This is a genomic window from Flagellimonas ulvae (assembly GCF_049333175.1).
Classification (GTDB): Bacteria; Bacteroidota; Bacteroidia; order Flavobacteriales; family Flavobacteriaceae; genus Flagellimonas.
The window spans coordinates 3,383,870-3,402,208 of the sequence record NZ_CP186325.1 but is presented as its reverse complement, the minus strand read 5'-3'; the positions used below and the strand labels follow the sequence as shown (position 1 = coordinate 3,402,208).

Below are 18,339 nucleotides of genomic sequence, written 5' to 3'. Positions count from 1 at the left end.
AGTCAATAAAACCCATATAGAAAACCCGAAATAAAATTCCTCTTAACCCTTAAAAAGTACTACAAAACAAAAATAGCTGGATTAATACTGTTAAAAAATCAGTAAAATTCTATATTAAATGTAATATTATACTTTCCAAATCGTATTTTCCATTATGTTTCGTGTAGGGTCATTTCCTTTTTACAAACAACTTGATCAAATGGACTGTGGTCCTACCTGTCTGCGAATGATTTCGAAACATTACGGACGATCCTACTCTGTAGATTTTTTAAGAAAAAAATCAAACATTACCCGTGAGGGAGTATCCATTGGTGGAATAGCAGAAGCTGCTGAAAGCATTGGCTTTCATACATTGGCGGTTAGTGTCGATTTCAAAACGCTTTACGAAGAGGTTCCGCTCCCATGTATTGCCCATTGGAGGCAGCGACATTTTGTAATCATATATAAAATCATAAAAGATCGTGTATTTGTAGCAGATCCCGCTCATGGTCTTGTTGATTATTCCAAAGACGAGTTTATCCAAGCATGGATAGGCAATGGGGCGGATGAAAGTTCGGAAGGGTATTTATTGCTTTTTGAAACAACCCCTAGGTTTTATGAATTTGGGGAAGAAGAGACCAAAAAATATGGGTTTAAGTTTCTTTCGTGGTATTTCAAACCATATAAAAAATACATCATTCAACTTTTCTTGGGACTTTTTGCGGGAAGCATTCTACAATTGATTTTTCCATTTTTGACGCAATCCATTGTTGACTATGGAATCAATTATCAGAATATCAATTTTATTTATTTGATTTTGATTGCCCAACTCACCTTATTCGTATCGCAGACCTCCGTGGAAGTAATCCGAAGTTGGATTCTATTGCACATCACAAGTCGTATCAACATTAACCTTCTTTCTGATTTTCTAATAAAATTGATGCGTTTGCCCATTGCTTTTTTTGACTCCAAGAATACAGGAGATATTATACAAAGAATATATGACCATGAAAGAATACAACAGTTTTTATCAGGCACAACATTGGATACTATTTTTTCGGCGTTCAACATTCTTGTTTTTGGTGTAGTACTGGCTTATTATGATTGGGCGATTTTCGGCATTTTTTTTATTGGCTCCACAATCTATATAGGCTGGACAGTTCTGTTCTTGAAAAAACGTGCGGAATTGGATTATAAAAGATTCGATCAAGCAGCAGATAACCAGAGCAGCATATATCAACTTATTTCAGGAATGCAAGAGATTAAACTAAATGGCTCCGAGAGACGAAGACGATGGGAATGGGAAGCCATACAGGTTAAACTCTTTAAAGTATCCTTAAAAAGTCTAGCCTTGACCCAAACCCAAAATGTAGGTGGTCGATTTTTCAATGAGTTAAAAAACATCTTAATCACTTTTGTTGCTGCAAAAGCGGTAATTGATGGGAGCCTCACTTTGGGCATGATGCTCTCAGTGCAGTATATCATTGGACAATTGAACTTACCTATTAACAACTTTATCACCTTCATACAAACCGGACAAGATGCCAAAATAAGCTTAGAAAGACTTGCCGAAATACATGGAAAAGATGATGAGGAAGATGAAAGTTTGGAACCCATTAAGGAACTTCCTGAAAATCGAAGTGTCTTCTTGAACAATTTGACCTTCCAGTATGGTGGCAGGGACTCTCCAAAAGTGTTGAACGATATTTCCATCAAGATTCCACAAGGCAAAATTACAGCAATAGTTGGGGCAAGCGGAAGCGGAAAAACTACTTTGATAAAACTATTATTGAAGTTCTACGAGCCCGCTTCTGGAACAATACAAGTGGGAAACATAAACTTGAAAAATCTGGGGACTACATTCTGGCGAAAAAACTGTGGTTCTGTCATGCAGGATGGCTTTTTGTTTGGGGATACTATTGCGAGAAATATTACAGAGTCTGATTCGGAGGGTATTATAGATCGTAAAAGACTTTTGCATGCGGTTGACGTAGCCAACATTTCAGAATTCATTGAACAACTTCCATCTGGGTTCAATACAAAAATTGGGGGTTCAGGCATCAACATAAGTGGAGGTCAAAAACAACGCATTTTGATTGCACGAGCCGTATATAAAAATCCAAATTATATCTTTTTTGATGAAGCCACCAGTGCCTTGGATGCCAATAATGAGAAAGAGATCATGGAAAAACTGGAATCCTTTTATAAAGGAAAAACTGTGGTTGTAGTTGCACACCGTTTGAGTACCGTAAAAAATGCGGATCAAATAATAGTTTTGGAACGGGGCAAAATTGTTGAGCAAGGAAATCACAGAGAATTGACCTCAAAAAAAGGATTGTATTACTCACTGGTAAAAAACCAATTGGAACTAGGGCAATAAAATGAAAAAACGCAGCCCCAAAAATCGTGAAATGGATTTACTAGATCTACGATCAGATCAAGTAAAAGAAGTTCTTGGGAAAACTCCAGGTTGGATGATACAATGGGGCACCTCGTTGGTTTTTGTCATCATACTTCTATTGTTGGTTGGGTCAGCTGTTATAAGTTATAATGACATTATTCCGGCAAATATTGTAATTACAAGCAAGAACCCTCCGGTTTACTTAAAAGCAAGAGCTTCAGGAAGGTTAACAAAAGTGTTGGTAAATGCGAATCAACTAGTAAGCAAAGGGCATGTTTTAGCAGAGATTGAAAATACTGCCCGTTTTGATGACGTAATTTACCTTAAAAGACATTTGAATAGGCACAAAAATGTCTTCCTAACACTAGACAGTTTAAAAAAAGTGTTTCCTTCTTCTCTTAACCTTGGTGAAATACAAATTGCTTACGGAAACTTTCTTACTGCCTATCAGAGTTTCATTTTGTACAATACACTTGCACCAAACAGTAAGGAATCTGCCTTAATAAGAAAACAGCTCCGTGAGCAACAACAGTTTCTATATAATCAAAGAAGACAGTTAAACTTATTTGAACAAGATTTAGCCTTATCCAAGAACAATTTTGAAAGAAACAAAGAACTATTTGATAAAGGAGTTATTTCAAAAGCAGAATACGAAGAGGCCTCAAGGGCCTATCTTGCAGATCAACAACAATACGAAGGTTTTTTAACCAATATTTCCAATACGCAGATTGCCATTGCCAACTTCAATAACTTATTGACAAAAACCAATATACAAGGCACAGAATTTGAAAATACCAATACCCAAGAGTTAGAGAATGCTAAACAGAATTTGATAACAACCTTAGATTCTTGGGAACAACAATATTTAATTACTAGCCCCATTGATGGTGTTGTGACCGTATTTGATATCTGGGACCAATACCAGAATGTGGAGATTGGGGAAGTATTGTTCACCGTGGTCCCTAAAGAAACCGAAGGTATTATTGGAAGGGTTACATTGCCTGTAAGAAACTCCGGAAAGGTTAAAACAGGGCAAAAAGTGATAGTGAAATTGGATAACTACCCTTTTGAAGAATGGGGTAGTTTAACGGGTGAAATTTTTAGCATTTCCGAAGTACCCAAACAAGGGGAACAGACTCTCTACACACTCTACATTAACATTAACGGCTTAACCACATCTTCTGATAAAAAAATCAGTTTTAAACAAGAAATGCAGGGTACTGCGGAAATAGTGGTAGAAGAATTATCTGTTTTAGAGCGCATATTCTACAAATTGCGTGAAATCTTTGTTAGATAGCATGTTAATGTCATTAGATTTTAGCAATTGAAGCATTTTAGGTTCCATACAATTAAAGAAGTTGTAGAGCATTAGATTAGCATTTAAATGAGGGCCTCTTTTTAAAGATTCAAAAGTCAAACAAAGCCTGACTTTTTTCGTTCATAACTCTTCAAAACTCTATTTTCTAAAATCATACATCTTGTCTAATTTTATCTATTGCCTTAGCGCAGAACTCAACTGCACTATAACTGACAAGAAAAGACTATATGTACCTAATCTTTGATACCGAAACCACAGGACTTCCCAAACGTTGGGATGCACCCATTACCAACACAGACAATTGGCCACGTTGCATTCAGGTCGCTTGGCAATTGCATGATGACATGGGCAACTTGGTGGAACATAAAGACATGTTGGTACGTCCCGATGGTTTCAATATTCCCTATGAGGCAGAACAAATTCATGGTATTTCCACGGCATTGGCGGAACAAGACGGTATTACCTTAAGTGAGGCTTTAGAGCTATTTAGTGAAGCACTTTCGAAGGCAAAATTTGTTGTCGGACAAAATGTAGATTTCGATATCAACATCATGGGATGCGAATTTCATAGGCTAGGTATTTCAAATAATCTAATGGACTTACCGGTATTGGATACCTGTACGGAGGCTACCGCAGAACTCTGTAAGATTCCTGGAGGTAGAGGTGGAAAGTTCAAGCTGCCTACCTTGACAGAACTTCACGAGTTCCTTTTTGGCGAGCCTTTTGCGGAAGCGCATAATGCTACTGCAGATGTTGAAGCTACTACCCGATGTTTCTTGGAACTGGTTCGAAAACAACACTATTCCATCAAAGAACTGGATGTTCAGCCCAACTATTTTGAACAATTCTCCGAGACAAATCCAAAGGAGATTGAGCTTATCGGGCTCAAACACATCAACCTTAAGGCAGCTTCCAAAAAGATTGCAGATGCACTTTGGGACAAAGCCACCGGCGAAATATCCGAAGAAGAAATTACTACCAATGCGGAGAGTTTGGCGGATGCTCCCTTTGCACACCTTCATAATCACTCACAGTTTTCGGTACTTCAATCCACAATGAATATTAAGGGTCTGGTCAAGGCCGCAGCAAACCATGGGATGCCTGCTGTGGCCCTGACTGACCATGCCAATATGATGGGCGCTTTTCACTTTGTGAAAGAGGTGAAAAATCACAACAAAGCAGTTAAAGAAGAAAATAAGCAGCTAGAAGAGCAAGGCGAAATACCAAGTAAACAAGAAATCACCCCAATACTGGGTTGCGAGTTCTTTGTGTGTGAAGACCATACCAATAAAAACGTTAAGGACTACGGATATCAAATTGTACTCTTGGCCAAAAACAAAAAAGGGTATCATAATTTGGCCAAAATGTCCTCCATTGCCTACACAGATGGATTCTACTACGTTCCAAGAATTGACAGAAAAATCATTGAGCAATACAAAGAAGATATAATTGCCCTAACCGGGAACTTATATGGTGAAGTACCTAACAAACTTTTGAACGTTGGCGAAAAACAAGCAGAGGAAGCATTACTTTGGTGGAAATCCCAATTTGGAGATGACCTATACATTGAGGTTATGCGTCATAACCAAGAGGATGAAGACCGTGTGAATCAAAGTTTGGTTCAATTGTCCAGAAAACACGGCGTGAAAATGATTGCGTCCAACAATACTTACTATTGCGATAAAAAGGATGCTGAAGCGCATGATATTTTATTATGTGTAAAAGACGGGGAAAAACAGGCTACTCCCATCGGGCGAGGCCGTGGATATCGCTATGGATTGCCCAATCAAGAATATTATTTCAAATCTTCAGAAGAGATGAAAACGCTCTTCAATGATTTACCGGATGCTATTCTCAACATTCAAGAAATCATTGATAAAATAGAGCCCTTTGAGTTGGCCCGGGATGTATTGCTTCCAAAGTTTGACATTCCAGAGAAATTCAAAGTTGAAGAAGACAAGACTGATGGCGGAAAGCGTGGTGAAAATGCGTATTTGAGACATATCACATATCAAGGTGCTGAAAATCGATATGGTGAAATCACAGATGAAATTACAGAGCGTATTGATTTTGAATTGCAGACTATAGAAAATTCTGGGTATCCAGGTTACTTTCTAATTGTTGAGGACTTTATTAGAGAAGCTCGAAATATGGGCGTTTCCGTTGGACCGGGAAGAGGTTCAGCAGCAGGTTCCGTGGTTGCCTATTGTCTTGGTATCACCAACATAGACCCTCTTAAATATGATCTCCTTTTTGAGCGATTCCTAAACCCTGACAGGGTGTCCATGCCTGATATTGATATTGATTTTGATGACGAAGGGCGTGGGAAAGTAATGGACTATGTTATCGATAAGTACGGTGCCAATCAAGTAGCACAAATAATTACATACGGAACTATGGCCGCCAAATCTTCAATCCGGGATACGGCACGTGTTTTGGACCTGCCACTGAACGATGCGGACCGTATTGCCAAATTGATTCCGACCATGGGGAAACTCCATAAAATTTTTGGCATGGAGGAGTCCGACCTCAAAAAGAAATTCCGTTCGGATGAGTTGGATAAAGTGCATGAACTCTTGAACATTTCCGAGCAAGATTATCTTAGAGGGGCAAACAGTAAACATGGCACGTGTTCTTGAAGGTTCACTACGAAATACAGGAATCCATGCCTGTGGAGTGATTATTACTCCGGATGATATTACCAACTTCGTACCGGTAGCCACCGCCAAGGATTCGGATTTATATGTCACCCAGTTTGACAACTCAGTTGTTGAAGATGCCGGTCTGTTAAAAATGGACTTTTTGGGTCTGAAAACCTTAACTCTTATTAAGGATACTGTCAAAATTGTCAAGGCAAGAACTGGAGTAGAACTTATTCCAGATGATTTTCCTTTGGATGACGAAAAAACCTATGAGCTTTTCCAACGGGGAGATACTGTAGGTATATTCCAATACGAATCCCCCGGGATGCAGAAGCACATGAAAAACCTGAAACCTACGGTTTTTGACGACCTCATTGCCATGAATGCATTATACCGCCCTGGACCCATGGAATACATTCCAAGTTTTATTGCAAGAAAACATGGAGAGGAAGAGATTACCTATGACCTCCCGGAGATGGAAGAGTACCTTAAGGACACCTATGGTATCACCGTGTATCAAGAGCAGGTAATGCGTTTATCCCAAAAAATTGCAGGTTTTTCCAAAGGTGATGCGGACGTACTCAGAAAAGCCATGGGGAAAAAGATTTTTGCCTTACTCCAAAAATTGAAGCCTCAATTTTTAGATGGTGGTGAAAAGAATGGTCATCCCAGAGATGTTTTGGAAAAAATTTGGAAGGATTGGGAAGCCTTTGCTTCCTATGCATTCAATAAAAGTCATTCCACCTGCTATGCCTTTATCGCCTATCAAACCGCATATTTAAAAGCCCACTACCCTGCTGAATATATGGCAGCCGTGCTTTCAAACAACATGAACGACATCAAGCAAGTCACTTTCTTTATGGAAGAATGCAAACGGATGGGATTGGAAGTGCTGGGACCTGATGTCAACGAATCTTATTACAAGTTTGCTGTAAACAGAAACAACGCCATTCGATTTGGAATGGGTGCCATTAAAGGGGTTGGACGGTCTGCTGTGGAGACCATTGTGGAAGACCGCAAAGAGAATGGACCCTTCCGTTCCGTATTTGATTTAGCCAAGCGGGTGGACCTTCGCGCAGCCAACAAAAAGTCTTTTGAAAATTTAGCTTTGGCAGGAGGGTTTGATTCTTTTGGAGATACCCACCGTGCGCAATACTTTCATCATGATGGAGATGGCATATCTTTTTTGGAAAAAGCTGTAAAGTATGGGGCAAAGTATCAAGAGAACCAGAATTCATCACAGGTAAGCTTATTTGGAGAAGCTAGTGAAGTGCAAATTCCAGAACCTGTAGTCCCTCCCTGCGATGATTGGGGCACTATGGAAAAGCTCCGAAGGGAAAAAGAAGTAGTTGGTATTTACATTTCGGGACATCCTTTGGATGATTTCAAAAAAGAGATTACCGCTTTTTGCAATAGTGCGGTCTCTGCCTTCAATCAACTGGAAGATTATGTGAACCGTGAATTGAGCGTAGCTGGGGTCATTACTGATGTACAACACAGGATTTCCAAAAATGGAAAAGGCTGGGCTGCTTTCACCCTCGAAGATTATACAGAATCTTTCGAATTTAGAATTTTTGGGGAGGAGTATTTAAAATTCAGACACTTTCTGATGATTAACTCCTTCGTTCATCTCAAAATCTTTATTCGAGAAGGCTGGGTGAATCGAGAAACCGGAAAAAAAGGTGACCCACGAATGCAGTTCAATGATTTTAAACAGCTTCAAGATGTTATGGAGGCGTATGCAAAAAAGCTGACCATAAAACTCGACATAGACCGGCTTCAAGAAAAGCGTATCAAAGAATTGAAGGATACCCTTATATCCTACAAAGGGAAACAGCCATTGAACTTTGTCATATATGAAATGCAGGAAGAAATAAAATTGAATTTATCCAGCAGAAAACAGACCGTACAGATTTCAAGTGAGCTGTTGAATGTCTTAGAAGAACAGGAAGTACATTACAAGTTGAATTAAATTTTAATTTGTGTGATTTCGCATCGAGCATTTCCATTAAAAAAATACGTTGCCGGTGCACTATTGCTTCTGATTTTCTTTTTGACTCACCAATGCAAGAATCCTAACCTAGCTTCGGATTATTATGATATTGAACCCGTTGCCATACATAAAAATGGAAAAGCTTTTGCAGGCTCCACTTCCTGTATTCCGTGCCATTCAGATATTTATGGCAGCCATATAAAAACTGCTCATTTCAATACTTCAGCTTTAGCTGATTCCACAACGATAAAAGGAAGTTTTGAAGTAGGCCACAATACACACATCATTAACAATCGTGTTCAATTCACAATGATAGAGACCGATTCTGGATTCTATCAAAAAGCGAACTTTGTCCATAATCAACTTGAACTCTTCAATCTAAAAATGGATGTGGTAATTGGCTCTGGTACTAAAGGACAATCCTTTTTAAGCTGGGAAGATGATGAGCTTTTTCAAATACACAGTTCGTACTTCACTCCTACCAATAGTTGGACCCGAAGTCCTGGATTGGAAGAAATACGGTCTCCCAGACCTGCAATTGCCAGATGTATCGAATGTCATGCCACCTACGCAAAAACCACAAGTACCGATGGATTTGGAAATCAATTTGACAAAAATCAAAAAATATATGGAATTGATTGCGAACGTTGCCACGGACCATCTGCAAAGCACGTAGGGTATCATCAAAAAAATCCGGACAGCAAAGCTTCCAAATATATGGTAAAGCATGCGTCACTATCCAAACAACAGCGTTTGGATGCCTGCGCGCTATGTCATTCAGGTGGAAGGAAGCCCATTCAACCTCCATTTAGCTTTTTGGTTGGAGATAACCTTATTGAATTTTCAACCCCTGAAAAAAATGATTCCAACACTCCATTGGACGTACATGGAAACCAGTACGAATTATTGACCCGTAGCACTTGTTTCCAAAAAAATGGAACGATGGACTGCGTTACCTGCCACAATCCTCATAAAAATGAAAGGGGAAATACAAAATCCTTCAATCAAAAATGTATTGGGTGCCATACTTCGCCAAAAATTATATGCAAGGCAGAAGAAGTAACTATGAACTTACAAAGAGACAACTGCATTTCCTGCCACATGCCTTTGTTCCCCTCATCCACTATGGTTATGCAGCTGGACAGTTTTAAAACCGCGGTGCAGGTTAGAACACATTTGATTGACATATACCCCTAAGAATCAAAACATAAACTATAGAACCAGACAATGGTGGTATAGGCAAAAGGAATATTGTCCAAGTAAGGAATATGGGCATTATTTGACTAACTTTGCGAATATTAAATAAAACACAATGGCACTAGAAATAACAGATGCAACTTTTGAAGACGTAGTACTTAAAAGCAATAAACCAGTAGTAGTGGATTTTTGGGCAGCATGGTGCGGTCCATGTAGAATGGTAGGTCCAATTATTGACGAAGTAAGCAACGAATACGAAGGTAAGGCAGTTGTTGGTAAGGTTGATGTTGACGCCAATCAACAATTTGCAGCAAAATATGGTGTAAGAAACATTCCTACCGTTCTTGTCTTTAAAGATGGGGAAATTGTAAACAGACAAGTAGGTGTATCACCTAAAAAAGCATATACTGACGCTATTGAAGCAGTTCTTTAGTCTTTAGATTCAATAATATTATTTTATGAAAGGTTTGGCGAATGCCAAGCCTTTTTTTGTTTTATATTGGGTCTAATTATTATACTATGGATGTAAGGTCTGAACTTTCTAAAGCACAATTATTCCAGAATCTGGAGCTTCTGGCCAACCAGATTGTGGAGGGATTTATAAGCGGTATCCATAAAAGTCCTTTTCACGGTTTTTCTGCAGAATTTGCCGAACATAAAATTTATAATCCAGGGGAGAGTACAAAACATGTAGATTGGAAACTCTTTGCCAAAACAGATAAACTCTTCTCCAAACGTTACGAAGATGAGACTAACCTAAGATGCCATATGATTTTGGATAATTCGGCATCCATGTATTATCCAGAAGTAAAAAAACTAGGAGTTGAAAATTTAAACAAAATTGGTTTTGGAGTATTGGCCATTGCAGCTTTAATGCAATTGCTAAAACGGCAACGAGATGCGGTAGGACTCAGTATTTACTCAGACACATATAGCTTCCATGCATCGGAGAAAAGTAGCGAGCGACATTTTCAGATGCTTTACTCTCAACTGAATGCTGTGGTCAAACAAAATAGTGGTTCCAAAACCACTAAAACCTATTCTTACCTGCATCAGATTGCAGAAAAAATCCACCGAAGGAGCTTAATTTTTCTGTTCTCGGATATGTTTCAAAATGAAACAGAACAAGACCAACTGTTTGAAGCGCTTCGACATTTAAAATACAATAAGCATGCAGTAGTGCTTTTTCATCTTTTGGACCATATACATGAGGTTGACTTCAATTTTGAAAACACACCAAAACGCTATGTGGATGTAGAGAGTGGACAACATATTGATTTATATGCTGATAACATTAAAACAGGATATCAGAAAAAAATAATGGAATACCAAAACGAGCTTAAGCTTAAATGTGCCCAATACAAAATAAAATATGTAGGTGTAGATGTTAATGCAGAGTTTTCCCAAGTTCTCAATACGTTTATGATTGAGCGACAAAAGTTTGCATAGTGTTTTCCTAATTTTGAAAGTTTTTTTTGTTGGATACGAATGAGAGTGTATATTTGCACTCGCTTTGCAAAAGGCATTTGAACAAGATTTGAATCTGACTGTTGTCAGAGTCTGTAGAAGATAAAATCATTGGTCTGGTAGTTCAGTTGGTTAGAATACCTGCCTGTCACGCAGGGGGTCGCGGGTTCGAGTCCCGTCCAGACCGCTCCCTTTAAACCCCGGTAAACACTGGGGTTTTCTTGTTTTTATACCCTTTACTTTTTACCGTCATTTGGAGCATATTTAATTAAATGCCTATCTTTTATTAAATTATTTAGGCAGAATAAATGCATTTTTATGAGGGCCAGGATTCATTTGGACGAGCGTAAGAGCAGTGAGACCAAGAATGGTTTTCCCATCGTCCTGGAGGTTACCGGCAACTATAAACAGAAGCGGATACGTATCGGCTACCATTCAAGACCGTCCGAATGGAACATGAGCCGGTCCGCACCAAAGAGCAACCATCCCCAATATTATCAACTCAATGATTTTCTTCTCGACCTAAAGATAAGGATGAACGAGCTATTGGCCAACCGTTTGAAAAATGGCCTTACCGTTGAGAACTTCAAGGAAAAACTTTTCAATAGCGGCACCTCCCCTATTTTTCTTGAATCCTGCAAAAGCCAATTCCCTGAAGGTTACGAGGGAACAAAGCTCAGTGCGCTCCGGAGCTTTGATAAATATTATCCAAAAGCAACTTTCAGTGAAATTACATTCGATAAAGTTGCCAGGTATATCAAATCGGAACTGGCCAAGCCCAGGGACCCATCGGGAGTGGACAGCTATATCCGGAGCCTCCGCGCACTTTGGAACAAGAACAGTGATGAAAAGAACCCGTTCAAGGGACATAGGATATCCATCCCTGCAAAAATCAAAAGGATATCGACAAAGGAGGACCTTAGAAAATTTGCCTCTGCAGAATTGAGCGATAAAGGTGAGATAGCGAGCTTTTCCAAAATAAGATACTATTGGCTTTTGATGTTCTATTTCGGCGGAATTGACCCGGAGGTTTTGGCGAAGCTCCGGTATGATGAAAATATCCAGAACGGAAGGGTAATCTTCAATAGGAACAAGGGAGGTTCAAAGATGTCGTGTAACAACATTATTGTTCCCCAGGCATTGGAGATTTTGGAAATGTTCGATTGCAAACCCTACCTGGTACCTATCCATAAAACCGGAAACTATGATAGCTTTATCCGGAACTTTAGAAGGGGGCTTATTAAAATAAGTGAGCAGCTGGAGCTTGGTTCCGTGATGCACCCCAAAAGTGCCAGGTATACTTTCATTGATACAGCGCAACAGGAACTTATCGATGAAAGGATAACGGCCCAGATTGTTGGCCATAAAAGAAGGACGGTAACAAGTCTCTATACGAATGATTTTCCTTTGGATGTACAGGACAAAGCACATAGAATAATAGTAGGCCTGTAAAATGTTATTGTACAAAATTCAACATAACTTATTGATACATTGGTTTTTATATTTATTTTTTGTTATTAACTTTTTTAATAACTACTTAGCCAATCGTTAAAGAACATCCTAAAAACATTACTTTTGTATTGTGTTTATGTCGTTTCCGTTCCTGGAAAAATATGTATAAACAAAACCTGTTTTATACCAAATTTTGCGAATTAGTCCAATGGCTTGTGTAACTTTTTGGCTAACCGCATTCAAACACCTAAGCCCCTTTGCCCGAGGGGCTTTTTTTTTGGTAAGAAGTAAATTTATCCATGTCTAAAAAAAGTCCTAAATAGTAGAACTTTAAAAAGTAATCGATAATTTAGTGTGAATCAATTTCAACAAAATGGAGGATAATTCAAAGGATAAGGATTCAGGTATGGCTAACGGCTACAAAAAGCATCAAAAGCTATCTGAAAAGGAGTTAGCAATTGAAAACCTACTTTTTCAAAAGCAAATACTAAAATCGGTAAAGCAAAGCAATTCCAATCTTAACAAGATTGTATGGATTTTAGTGGTATCTGTGGTAGTATCAATATTGAGCACACTTTACATAATTGGGGTTAATTTAGATGTTACCATACGCCCATGAGCACTACTACCAATCATCATCTGAATCAGTAGGTTTAAAATTGGTTAGTATGGTAAAATTATACTCGAATATAGAAACATCATTTTTAAGAAAATATTTTTTGTATTCAGTTCTTTGCTTGCGTAGGGCGTAGAAACTTAATGGTTCAATATCGCTGGTGGACCATAAAGCCGTATCTTCCTTTGGGGTCATTTCAAGATTCTTAAATGTAACTCTATGTCTACCTTCTTTAATATCAACAACCAATAGTGCTGTTAAAAACATTTGTTGGACATATATCGAAGTAAACGCAGAACTTTTACCCAAGGACTTAAAATCCAAATTTAATGGTTTTAAAGAACAGATGATTTGATTCTCTGATGTAGCTAAATCTTCAAACTTGCCGCTAAGACGAATTGCTTTTTCAATCTGTTGAACTGAAAGGTTTTGTTTGTAAATCTTTTGCCAGGTTAAGCCTCCATCTTTAATTAAGAAAGAGTGTTCTTGTGAAAGAACAAAATTAGATAGTAGCAATACTGTTACGAATAATAGTCGCGCTATTGGTTTTTTCATAAGTTATTGTTTATCTTAAAATTAAGGTTTTTTAAGATTTTTAAAATTACGGAAAAACCATAGTTTTTTTAAGGTTTTACTATAATGAGAAGTCTCAAAAACAACTTATATTTCAGGTCCAATTAAGTTTAATAACTATTGGATAAGTTGTTCTCCCCAAGCAGTTTAAATGTATGATTTAGAGGTAGATTAATGTAGTATTAATCTTAAATCCTTTAAATTATGAAAAAGTTTTTTTTGTCAGTGATAATGCTTATTGCTGCTGCAACATTTGTAAGTTGTGAAACTGAAACAGTAGATGAAGAAATTGAAGTTTTTTCGCCGGACAAGGACAAAATTATACCGCCTGGGGGCAACGGCAACGGTTAGTATTTTTGCCGGCTTTATTCTCCTGAGTAGGTTTTTGTATATACCTTTTGCTGGTGAAAATGATATGGAGGGCAATTTTGTGGGTTTCCCATTTTTGTCCTCTTTTCTTTATGCTATGGGTGTAGAGTTAAGCTACCTTTCTTTTTCAATCATTTTAGCCTACGCTACAAATTATATGTATGAACCTGCGAAGCGATATTTCTTGCTGTTAAGTTATGCTATTGCATTTGTCGGATTTTTCTTTGTTTCTTGGGTTTTCTTAGCGCCTACTAAGGCAAATAAAATCCAGGAATTACTTTTTAGTATTGTTACTTCTGGGGTAGCAATATTTGTTGTTTACAAGCTATCAAATTTCATTAAAACTTCAAGAAATAAAAACATTGCTAAAATTCGAATGTTAGCAAATGTTTTAATTCTTAAAGCTCCAAATTATGTAAAAGACACTGATAAGTGGAGCAATGATGTGGTTGAACCTACCTTGGATAAATTGAATGAGTAAAAAAGAAAGAAATAAGGAACTTTTTGAAAAGGGATTTTTATCTGAGGAAGCCTTAAGGGAACTGGATAAAGAGCTATATGATTTACTAATTGAGAAAAATAAAAAGGAGTTAAAATCTAAAAAACTCGAATTTGAGTTGGCTTTTGCCCGTGCCCTTGAATCGGGAATCCGATCATTTTTCTGATTCTTTTATTTTCTTGTTTATTATCTCTGTGGCCATTGTATATGCTTGACTGTAGACTTTATCTCTAAAGTCTTGTTTCTCTAAAAACTCATCGAAATTCCTGACTACAAAATCTAGTAAAAAATCTACTGATAAACCCTCTGACTTCGATAACCACAACCTAATAATTCTTGGGTCTTTTGACAAATTCTTCCTTATAAAGTCAATTTTCGTACTTGGTATATCCTTACCGTTTTCCCAATTATTTATAGTAGCTCTACTAACGCCCAATAAAGTGGCCGCTTCTTGCTTGCCCAATTGAGATTTACTTAACAACTCGTTAAATTCTTTTGCGTCCAATATTGGTCGTGATATTGTTAATTTTTTCTATTTTGGTATAATATTTTACGTAAATGTAAAATATTTGACATATTTTTGATTCAAATGTTCATGACAAACCATTTGTCATACCGAGGTAAATATATGAAAAAAGAGGTAACAATACGGACGGAAAACCATGATATATGGCTTATGGCCGTTGCATTGGACCTAAAGAGCAAGTTCATCAAAACGGGCTTTGAGACGTTCGGTGCTTTCTCAAGTATCATGCGCCAATACCTTGAAAAGTACAACGATGAGCAGGGGAAGAAAAAGCTATTGGCCTGGTGGAACATCCGGACCAAGGACCTTCAAATCAACGTAGATGCCGAGTTTGTTCTTGATCAATTGAAGGACATCAACTGTGATGTGGAAACGGTAATCGAAAAGCTCAAACATGAATAGACCGGACTACATACAGCCGGCACTGGGAATCCTTTTCGCATTCTACCTAAGGCACTTGGGGGATGCATATTACTCCATGGCGGTATTTGCCATCTCCATGTTTATGTGGCTGCTGGTGTTCGGAAACAATCTAAGAAAACCAAAACAACAATGATATGTACAAAGTGGGACAAAAACTTCAGTGTACCAGGGAAAAATGGTTGAACGGAAACGGGATAGACAATTTCGACCCGCCAAAAAAGAACGACATAGTGACCGTGCAGGACATTGTGATGAAGGACGGGCACCAGCTGTTGAGCTTCATGGAGCAGGAAGAGCCGATCTACTACCCCGCAAAATACTTTACACCGCAGTTCTCCCTATGGGCGGACGAACTGGTACAAAACCTAAGGGCATAACGAATTGGCGACACCCATGTACATATTGCGCAACGCCGATATATGGCTCCCCACCAAAAAGGTGGCGGCCATCTGCGAGCGCACTGTGCCCTGGGTGTGCATGAACAAGCACCGGTTCACCTACCGGAGAAAAAAGGTAAGGAACCTCGAAATGGAACTTTCAAGTGTCCTCGAGGTCAGAAATGAGCTTGATGGTAATTCCGTACAAACGGAAGTGTTTAGTTAGTTGTTTAGGTTGGAAGGGGCGGTACCGCCATGGGCCGCCCCTTTTTTAAAGCGCGAAAAATGGATTTGAGACAATTCTGCAAGATCGGAAAGACAAGGGACGACCAGGACAAGGTGATATCGGAAAACCTGAAACACTACTGTGTCCATACCCCTTGTGACGAGCGCGCGGTTTTGGGAAATCCTGCCGTGAAGTGCGGCATCTGTGGAAAGACATTTTAAAGATTATGATACTGGGATTCAAATTGCATTGGCCTCCTTGTATACCAAAACTGGGAGGGTCTGAAACAAAGTTTATACATAAGATAGCCAAATCGATACCGATGGGCTATTGGTGGGACTGGGAAGGACGTGGATACATAGAGGATTTCTTCTCACTACGTCCCATCCCTGATTCATGTAGACCTAAGATCCATTCGATAAGGGAGGACAGGCACAAGAGATGGAAATCCGGAACGACCGTTCACTTTTACGTCAACACCCGAAAGCCCAACATGATGGAAGTGGCACCGCCGGTGCCCTGTATCTCGGTCCAGGAATTTGAGATATGTAATGATGAACTTGGTTGTGAGGTGGCATGTTGTGAACCTTATTTCCGCGTGGATGGCCGGATTCTAGGGTTAGCCGAAATGGAAAAATTGGCCGAGAACGATGGTTTTCCGGATGTATACAGTTTCCTTAAATGGTTTCCTGAACGCTATAAGGGAAGAATAATACACTGGACACATTTTAAATATTGATAACTGCAAAACACTGTACTTATGGAACTAAAAAAGTATTTGGAAGAAATTGGAATGGAACATTCCGAAAAAGACGGTATCCTATCGGTGGGCGGCTACCTGGACCTTCGCGGGACACCGATTACACAGCTGCCCGAAAACCTATCGGTGGGCGGCTCCCTGGACCTTGAGGGGACACCCATAACACAGCTGCCCGAAAACCTATCGGTGGGCGGCGACCTGTACCTTCGCGGGACACAGATTACACAGCTGCCCGAAAACCTATCGGTGGGCGGCGACCTGTACCTTGAGGGGACACCCATAACTCAACTGCCCGAAAACCTATCGGTGGGCGGCTACCTGGACCTTCGCGGGACACCGATTACACAGCTGCCCGAAAACCTATCGGTGGGCGGCTCCCTGGACCTTGAGGGGACACCCATAACACAGCTGCCCGAAAACCTATCGGTGGGCGGCGACCTGTACCTTCGCGGGACCGGGATAACTCAACTGCCCGAAAACCTATCGGTGGGCGGCTCCCTGGACCTTGAGGGGACACCCATAACACAGCTGCCCGAAAACCTATCGGTGGGCGGCTCCCTGGACCTTGAGGGGACACCCATAACACAGCTGCCCGAAAACCTATCGGTGGGCGGCTCCCTGTACCTTCGCGGGACACCCATAACACAGCTGCCCGAAAACCTCTCGGTGGGCGGCTCCCTGTACCTTCGCGGGACACCGATTACACAGCTGCCCGAAAACCTCTCGGTGGGCGGCTCCCTGTACCTTCGCGGGACACAGATTACACAGCTGCCCGAAAACCTCTCGGTGGGCGGCTCCCTGGACCTTGAGGGGACACCCATAACACAGCTGCCCGAAAACCTCTCGGTGGGCGGCTCCCTGTACCTTCGCGGGACACAGATTACACAGCTGCCCGAAAACCTATCGGTGGGCGGCGACCTGGACCTTGAGGGGACACCCATAACACAGCTGCCCGAAAACCTCTCGGTGGGCGGCTACCTGTACCTTCGCGGGACACAGATTACACAGCTGCCCGAAAACCTATCGGTGGGCGGCGACCTGGACCTTCGCGGGACACAGATTACACAGCTGCCCGAAAACCTCTCGGTGGGCGGCTACCTGTACCTTCGCGGGACACAGATTACACAGCTGCCCGAAAACCTCTCGGTGGGCGGCTACCTGTACCTTCGCGGGACACAGATTACACAGCTGCCCGAAAACCTATCGGTGGGCGGCGACCTGGACCTTCGCGGGACACAGATTACACAGCTGCCCGAAAACCTCTCGGTGGGCCAGTTCATCTACATTGACCACGATTCTCAATGGAAAGTCGGGATTTCCGAAAAGCGGATAAAGATCGGATGTGAGATTAAGACCCCTGAACTGTGGAAATCCTTCTTTGAAAACAGGGATTACATTTCGACCGATCCAAAGCTGTATCCCAAGGAATATGAACGGATACACAACGATTTTCTCAACGCCCTCAAATGGCAGGAAATGTTGTTGAAACCGATCGTCAATACCAAATCAGAAATATAGAAC

Annotated in this window: 16 protein-coding genes, 1 tRNA gene and 1 pseudogene; 16 read left to right on the top strand and 2 right to left on the bottom strand. The window is 40.2% G+C overall.

The features are described 5' to 3' along the window. The first annotated feature begins 154 nt into the window (after window positions 1–154). The 9 genes and pseudogenes from ACOKFD_RS15850 to ACOKFD_RS15810 all read left to right on the top strand — a co-directional run bounded on the left by ACOKFD_RS15850 (window position 155) and on the right by ACOKFD_RS15810 (window position 13,068). Window positions 155–2,359 (top strand): peptidase domain-containing ABC transporter, encoded by a 2,205-nt coding sequence (locus tag ACOKFD_RS15850; protein WP_422858809.1) that lies wholly within the window; start codon window positions 155–157, stop codon window positions 2,357–2,359. Window positions 2,360–2,390: 31 nt separating this feature from the next. After that, the gene (locus ACOKFD_RS15845; RefSeq protein WP_422858808.1) at window positions 2,391–3,677 is read left to right on the top strand and encodes an HlyD family secretion protein; all 1,287 of its coding nucleotides are present in this window, start codon (window positions 2,391–2,393) and stop codon (window positions 3,675–3,677) included. Between the two features lie 248 nt (window positions 3,678–3,925). Next, window positions 3,926–8,312, top strand: a pseudogene (dnaE, locus tag ACOKFD_RS15840) (DNA polymerase III subunit alpha). Between the two features lie 12 nt (window positions 8,313–8,324). Beyond that, window positions 8,325–9,530 carry a multiheme c-type cytochrome gene (locus ACOKFD_RS15835; RefSeq protein WP_422858807.1) on the top strand — a complete coding sequence of 402 codons (1,206 nt, stop codon included), beginning with the start codon at window positions 8,325–8,327 and terminating at the stop codon, window positions 9,528–9,530. Between the two features lie 115 nt (window positions 9,531–9,645). After that, window positions 9,646–9,963 (top strand): thioredoxin, encoded by a 318-nt coding sequence (gene trxA / locus ACOKFD_RS15830; RefSeq protein WP_298994826.1) that lies wholly within the window; start codon window positions 9,646–9,648, stop codon window positions 9,961–9,963. Window positions 9,964–10,049: 86 nt separating this feature from the next. After that, a complete protein-coding gene (locus ACOKFD_RS15825; protein ID WP_422858806.1) occupies window positions 10,050–10,979 on the top strand; it encodes a DUF58 domain-containing protein in 930 nt (309 codons plus the stop codon). A 131-nt stretch (window positions 10,980–11,110) separates the two neighbouring features. Continuing rightward, window positions 11,111–11,184, top strand: a tRNA-Asp gene (locus ACOKFD_RS15820). A 131-nt stretch (window positions 11,185–11,315) separates the two neighbouring features. Beyond that, entirely contained in the window at window positions 11,316–12,449 is a 1,134-nt protein-coding gene (locus ACOKFD_RS15815) for a hypothetical protein (protein ID WP_422858805.1), read from the top strand. Window positions 12,450–12,822: 373 nt separating this feature from the next. After that, window positions 12,823–13,068: a hypothetical protein gene (locus ACOKFD_RS15810; RefSeq protein ID WP_422858804.1), complete on the top strand. Its 246-nt coding sequence runs from the start codon at window positions 12,823–12,825 to the stop codon at window positions 13,066–13,068. A gap of 6 nt (window positions 13,069–13,074) precedes the next feature. On the opposite strand, the gene ACOKFD_RS15805 is transcribed toward ACOKFD_RS15810, so the two are convergent. Further along, window positions 13,075–13,620 carry a hypothetical protein gene (locus tag ACOKFD_RS15805; protein ID WP_422858803.1) on the bottom strand — a complete coding sequence of 182 codons (546 nt, stop codon included), beginning with the start codon at window positions 13,618–13,620 and terminating at the stop codon, window positions 13,075–13,077. A gap of 298 nt (window positions 13,621–13,918) precedes the next feature. Between ACOKFD_RS15805 and ACOKFD_RS15800 the strand changes: the two genes are divergently transcribed. Beyond that, entirely contained in the window at window positions 13,919–14,488 is a 570-nt protein-coding gene (locus ACOKFD_RS15800) for a hypothetical protein (RefSeq protein WP_422858802.1), read from the top strand. After that, the gene (locus tag ACOKFD_RS15795; RefSeq protein WP_422858801.1) at window positions 14,481–14,672 is read left to right on the top strand and encodes a hypothetical protein; all 192 of its coding nucleotides are present in this window, start codon (window positions 14,481–14,483) and stop codon (window positions 14,670–14,672) included. The genes ACOKFD_RS15800 and ACOKFD_RS15795 overlap by 8 nt, the downstream gene beginning before the upstream one ends. On the opposite strand, the gene ACOKFD_RS15790 is transcribed toward ACOKFD_RS15795, so the two are convergent. Then, window positions 14,661–15,011, bottom strand: a complete 351-nt coding sequence (locus ACOKFD_RS15790) for a helix-turn-helix domain-containing protein (RefSeq protein WP_422858800.1) — start codon at window positions 15,009–15,011, stop codon at window positions 14,661–14,663. The two genes, ACOKFD_RS15795 and ACOKFD_RS15790, sit on opposite strands and share 12 nt — an antisense overlap. A 123-nt stretch (window positions 15,012–15,134) precedes the next feature. Here ACOKFD_RS15790 and ACOKFD_RS15785 point away from each other — a divergent pair, with 123 nt between their 5' ends. The 5 genes from ACOKFD_RS15785 to ACOKFD_RS15765 all read left to right on the top strand — a co-directional run bounded on the left by ACOKFD_RS15785 (window position 15,135) and on the right by ACOKFD_RS15765 (window position 18,336). Continuing rightward, complete coding sequence (locus tag ACOKFD_RS15785) at window positions 15,135–15,434, top strand: hypothetical protein (RefSeq protein ID WP_422858799.1); 300 nt, start codon at window positions 15,135–15,137, stop codon at window positions 15,432–15,434. Beyond that, a complete protein-coding gene (locus ACOKFD_RS15780; protein ID WP_422858798.1) occupies window positions 15,427–15,588 on the top strand; it encodes a hypothetical protein in 162 nt (53 codons plus the stop codon). Before ACOKFD_RS15785 ends, ACOKFD_RS15780 begins: the two co-directional genes overlap by 8 nt. A gap of 1 nt (window position 15,589) precedes the next feature. Next, window positions 15,590–15,832, top strand: a complete 243-nt coding sequence (locus tag ACOKFD_RS15775) for a hypothetical protein (protein WP_422858797.1) — start codon at window positions 15,590–15,592, stop codon at window positions 15,830–15,832. A gap of 452 nt (window positions 15,833–16,284) precedes the next feature. Further along, a complete protein-coding gene (locus ACOKFD_RS15770) occupies window positions 16,285–16,797 on the top strand; it encodes a hypothetical protein (RefSeq protein ID WP_422858796.1) in 513 nt (170 codons plus the stop codon). Window positions 16,798–16,818: 21 nt separating this feature from the next. Beyond that, complete coding sequence (locus ACOKFD_RS15765) at window positions 16,819–18,336, top strand: hypothetical protein (protein WP_422858795.1); 1,518 nt, start codon at window positions 16,819–16,821, stop codon at window positions 18,334–18,336. Window positions 18,337–18,339 lie beyond the last annotated feature (3 nt).

Bases quoted from the DNA above. Each gene is read 5' to 3' on its own strand.
- ACOKFD_RS15810 (WP_422858804.1), top strand. From the start codon at position 12,823: ATGGAGGATAATTCAAAGGATAAGGATTCAGGTATGGCTAACGGCTAC.
- ACOKFD_RS15850 (WP_422858809.1), top strand. From the start codon at position 155: ATGTTTCGTGTAGGGTCATTTCCTTTTTACAAACAACTTGATCAAATG.
- ACOKFD_RS15825 (WP_422858806.1), top strand. From the start codon at position 10,050: ATGGATGTAAGGTCTGAACTTTCTAAAGCACAATTATTCCAGAATCTG.
- ACOKFD_RS15795 (WP_422858801.1), top strand. From the start codon at position 14,481: ATGAGTAAAAAAGAAAGAAATAAGGAACTTTTTGAAAAGGGATTTTTA.
- ACOKFD_RS15815 (WP_422858805.1), top strand. From the start codon at position 11,316: ATGAGGGCCAGGATTCATTTGGACGAGCGTAAGAGCAGTGAGACCAAG.
- ACOKFD_RS15780 (WP_422858798.1), top strand. From the start codon at position 15,427: ATGAATAGACCGGACTACATACAGCCGGCACTGGGAATCCTTTTCGCA.
- ACOKFD_RS15805 (WP_422858803.1), bottom strand. From the start codon at position 13,620: ATGAAAAAACCAATAGCGCGACTATTATTCGTAACAGTATTGCTACTA.
- ACOKFD_RS15800 (WP_422858802.1), top strand. From the start codon at position 13,919: ATGAAGAAATTGAAGTTTTTTCGCCGGACAAGGACAAAATTATACCGC.
- ACOKFD_RS15770 (WP_422858796.1), top strand. From the start codon at position 16,285: ATGATACTGGGATTCAAATTGCATTGGCCTCCTTGTATACCAAAACTG.
- trxA (WP_298994826.1), top strand. From the start codon at position 9,646: ATGGCACTAGAAATAACAGATGCAACTTTTGAAGACGTAGTACTTAAA.
- ACOKFD_RS15785 (WP_422858799.1), top strand. From the start codon at position 15,135: ATGAAAAAAGAGGTAACAATACGGACGGAAAACCATGATATATGGCTT.
- ACOKFD_RS15765 (WP_422858795.1), top strand. From the start codon at position 16,819: ATGGAACTAAAAAAGTATTTGGAAGAAATTGGAATGGAACATTCCGAA.
- ACOKFD_RS15775 (WP_422858797.1), top strand. From the start codon at position 15,590: ATGTACAAAGTGGGACAAAAACTTCAGTGTACCAGGGAAAAATGGTTG.
- ACOKFD_RS15845 (WP_422858808.1), top strand. From the start codon at position 2,391: ATGGATTTACTAGATCTACGATCAGATCAAGTAAAAGAAGTTCTTGGG.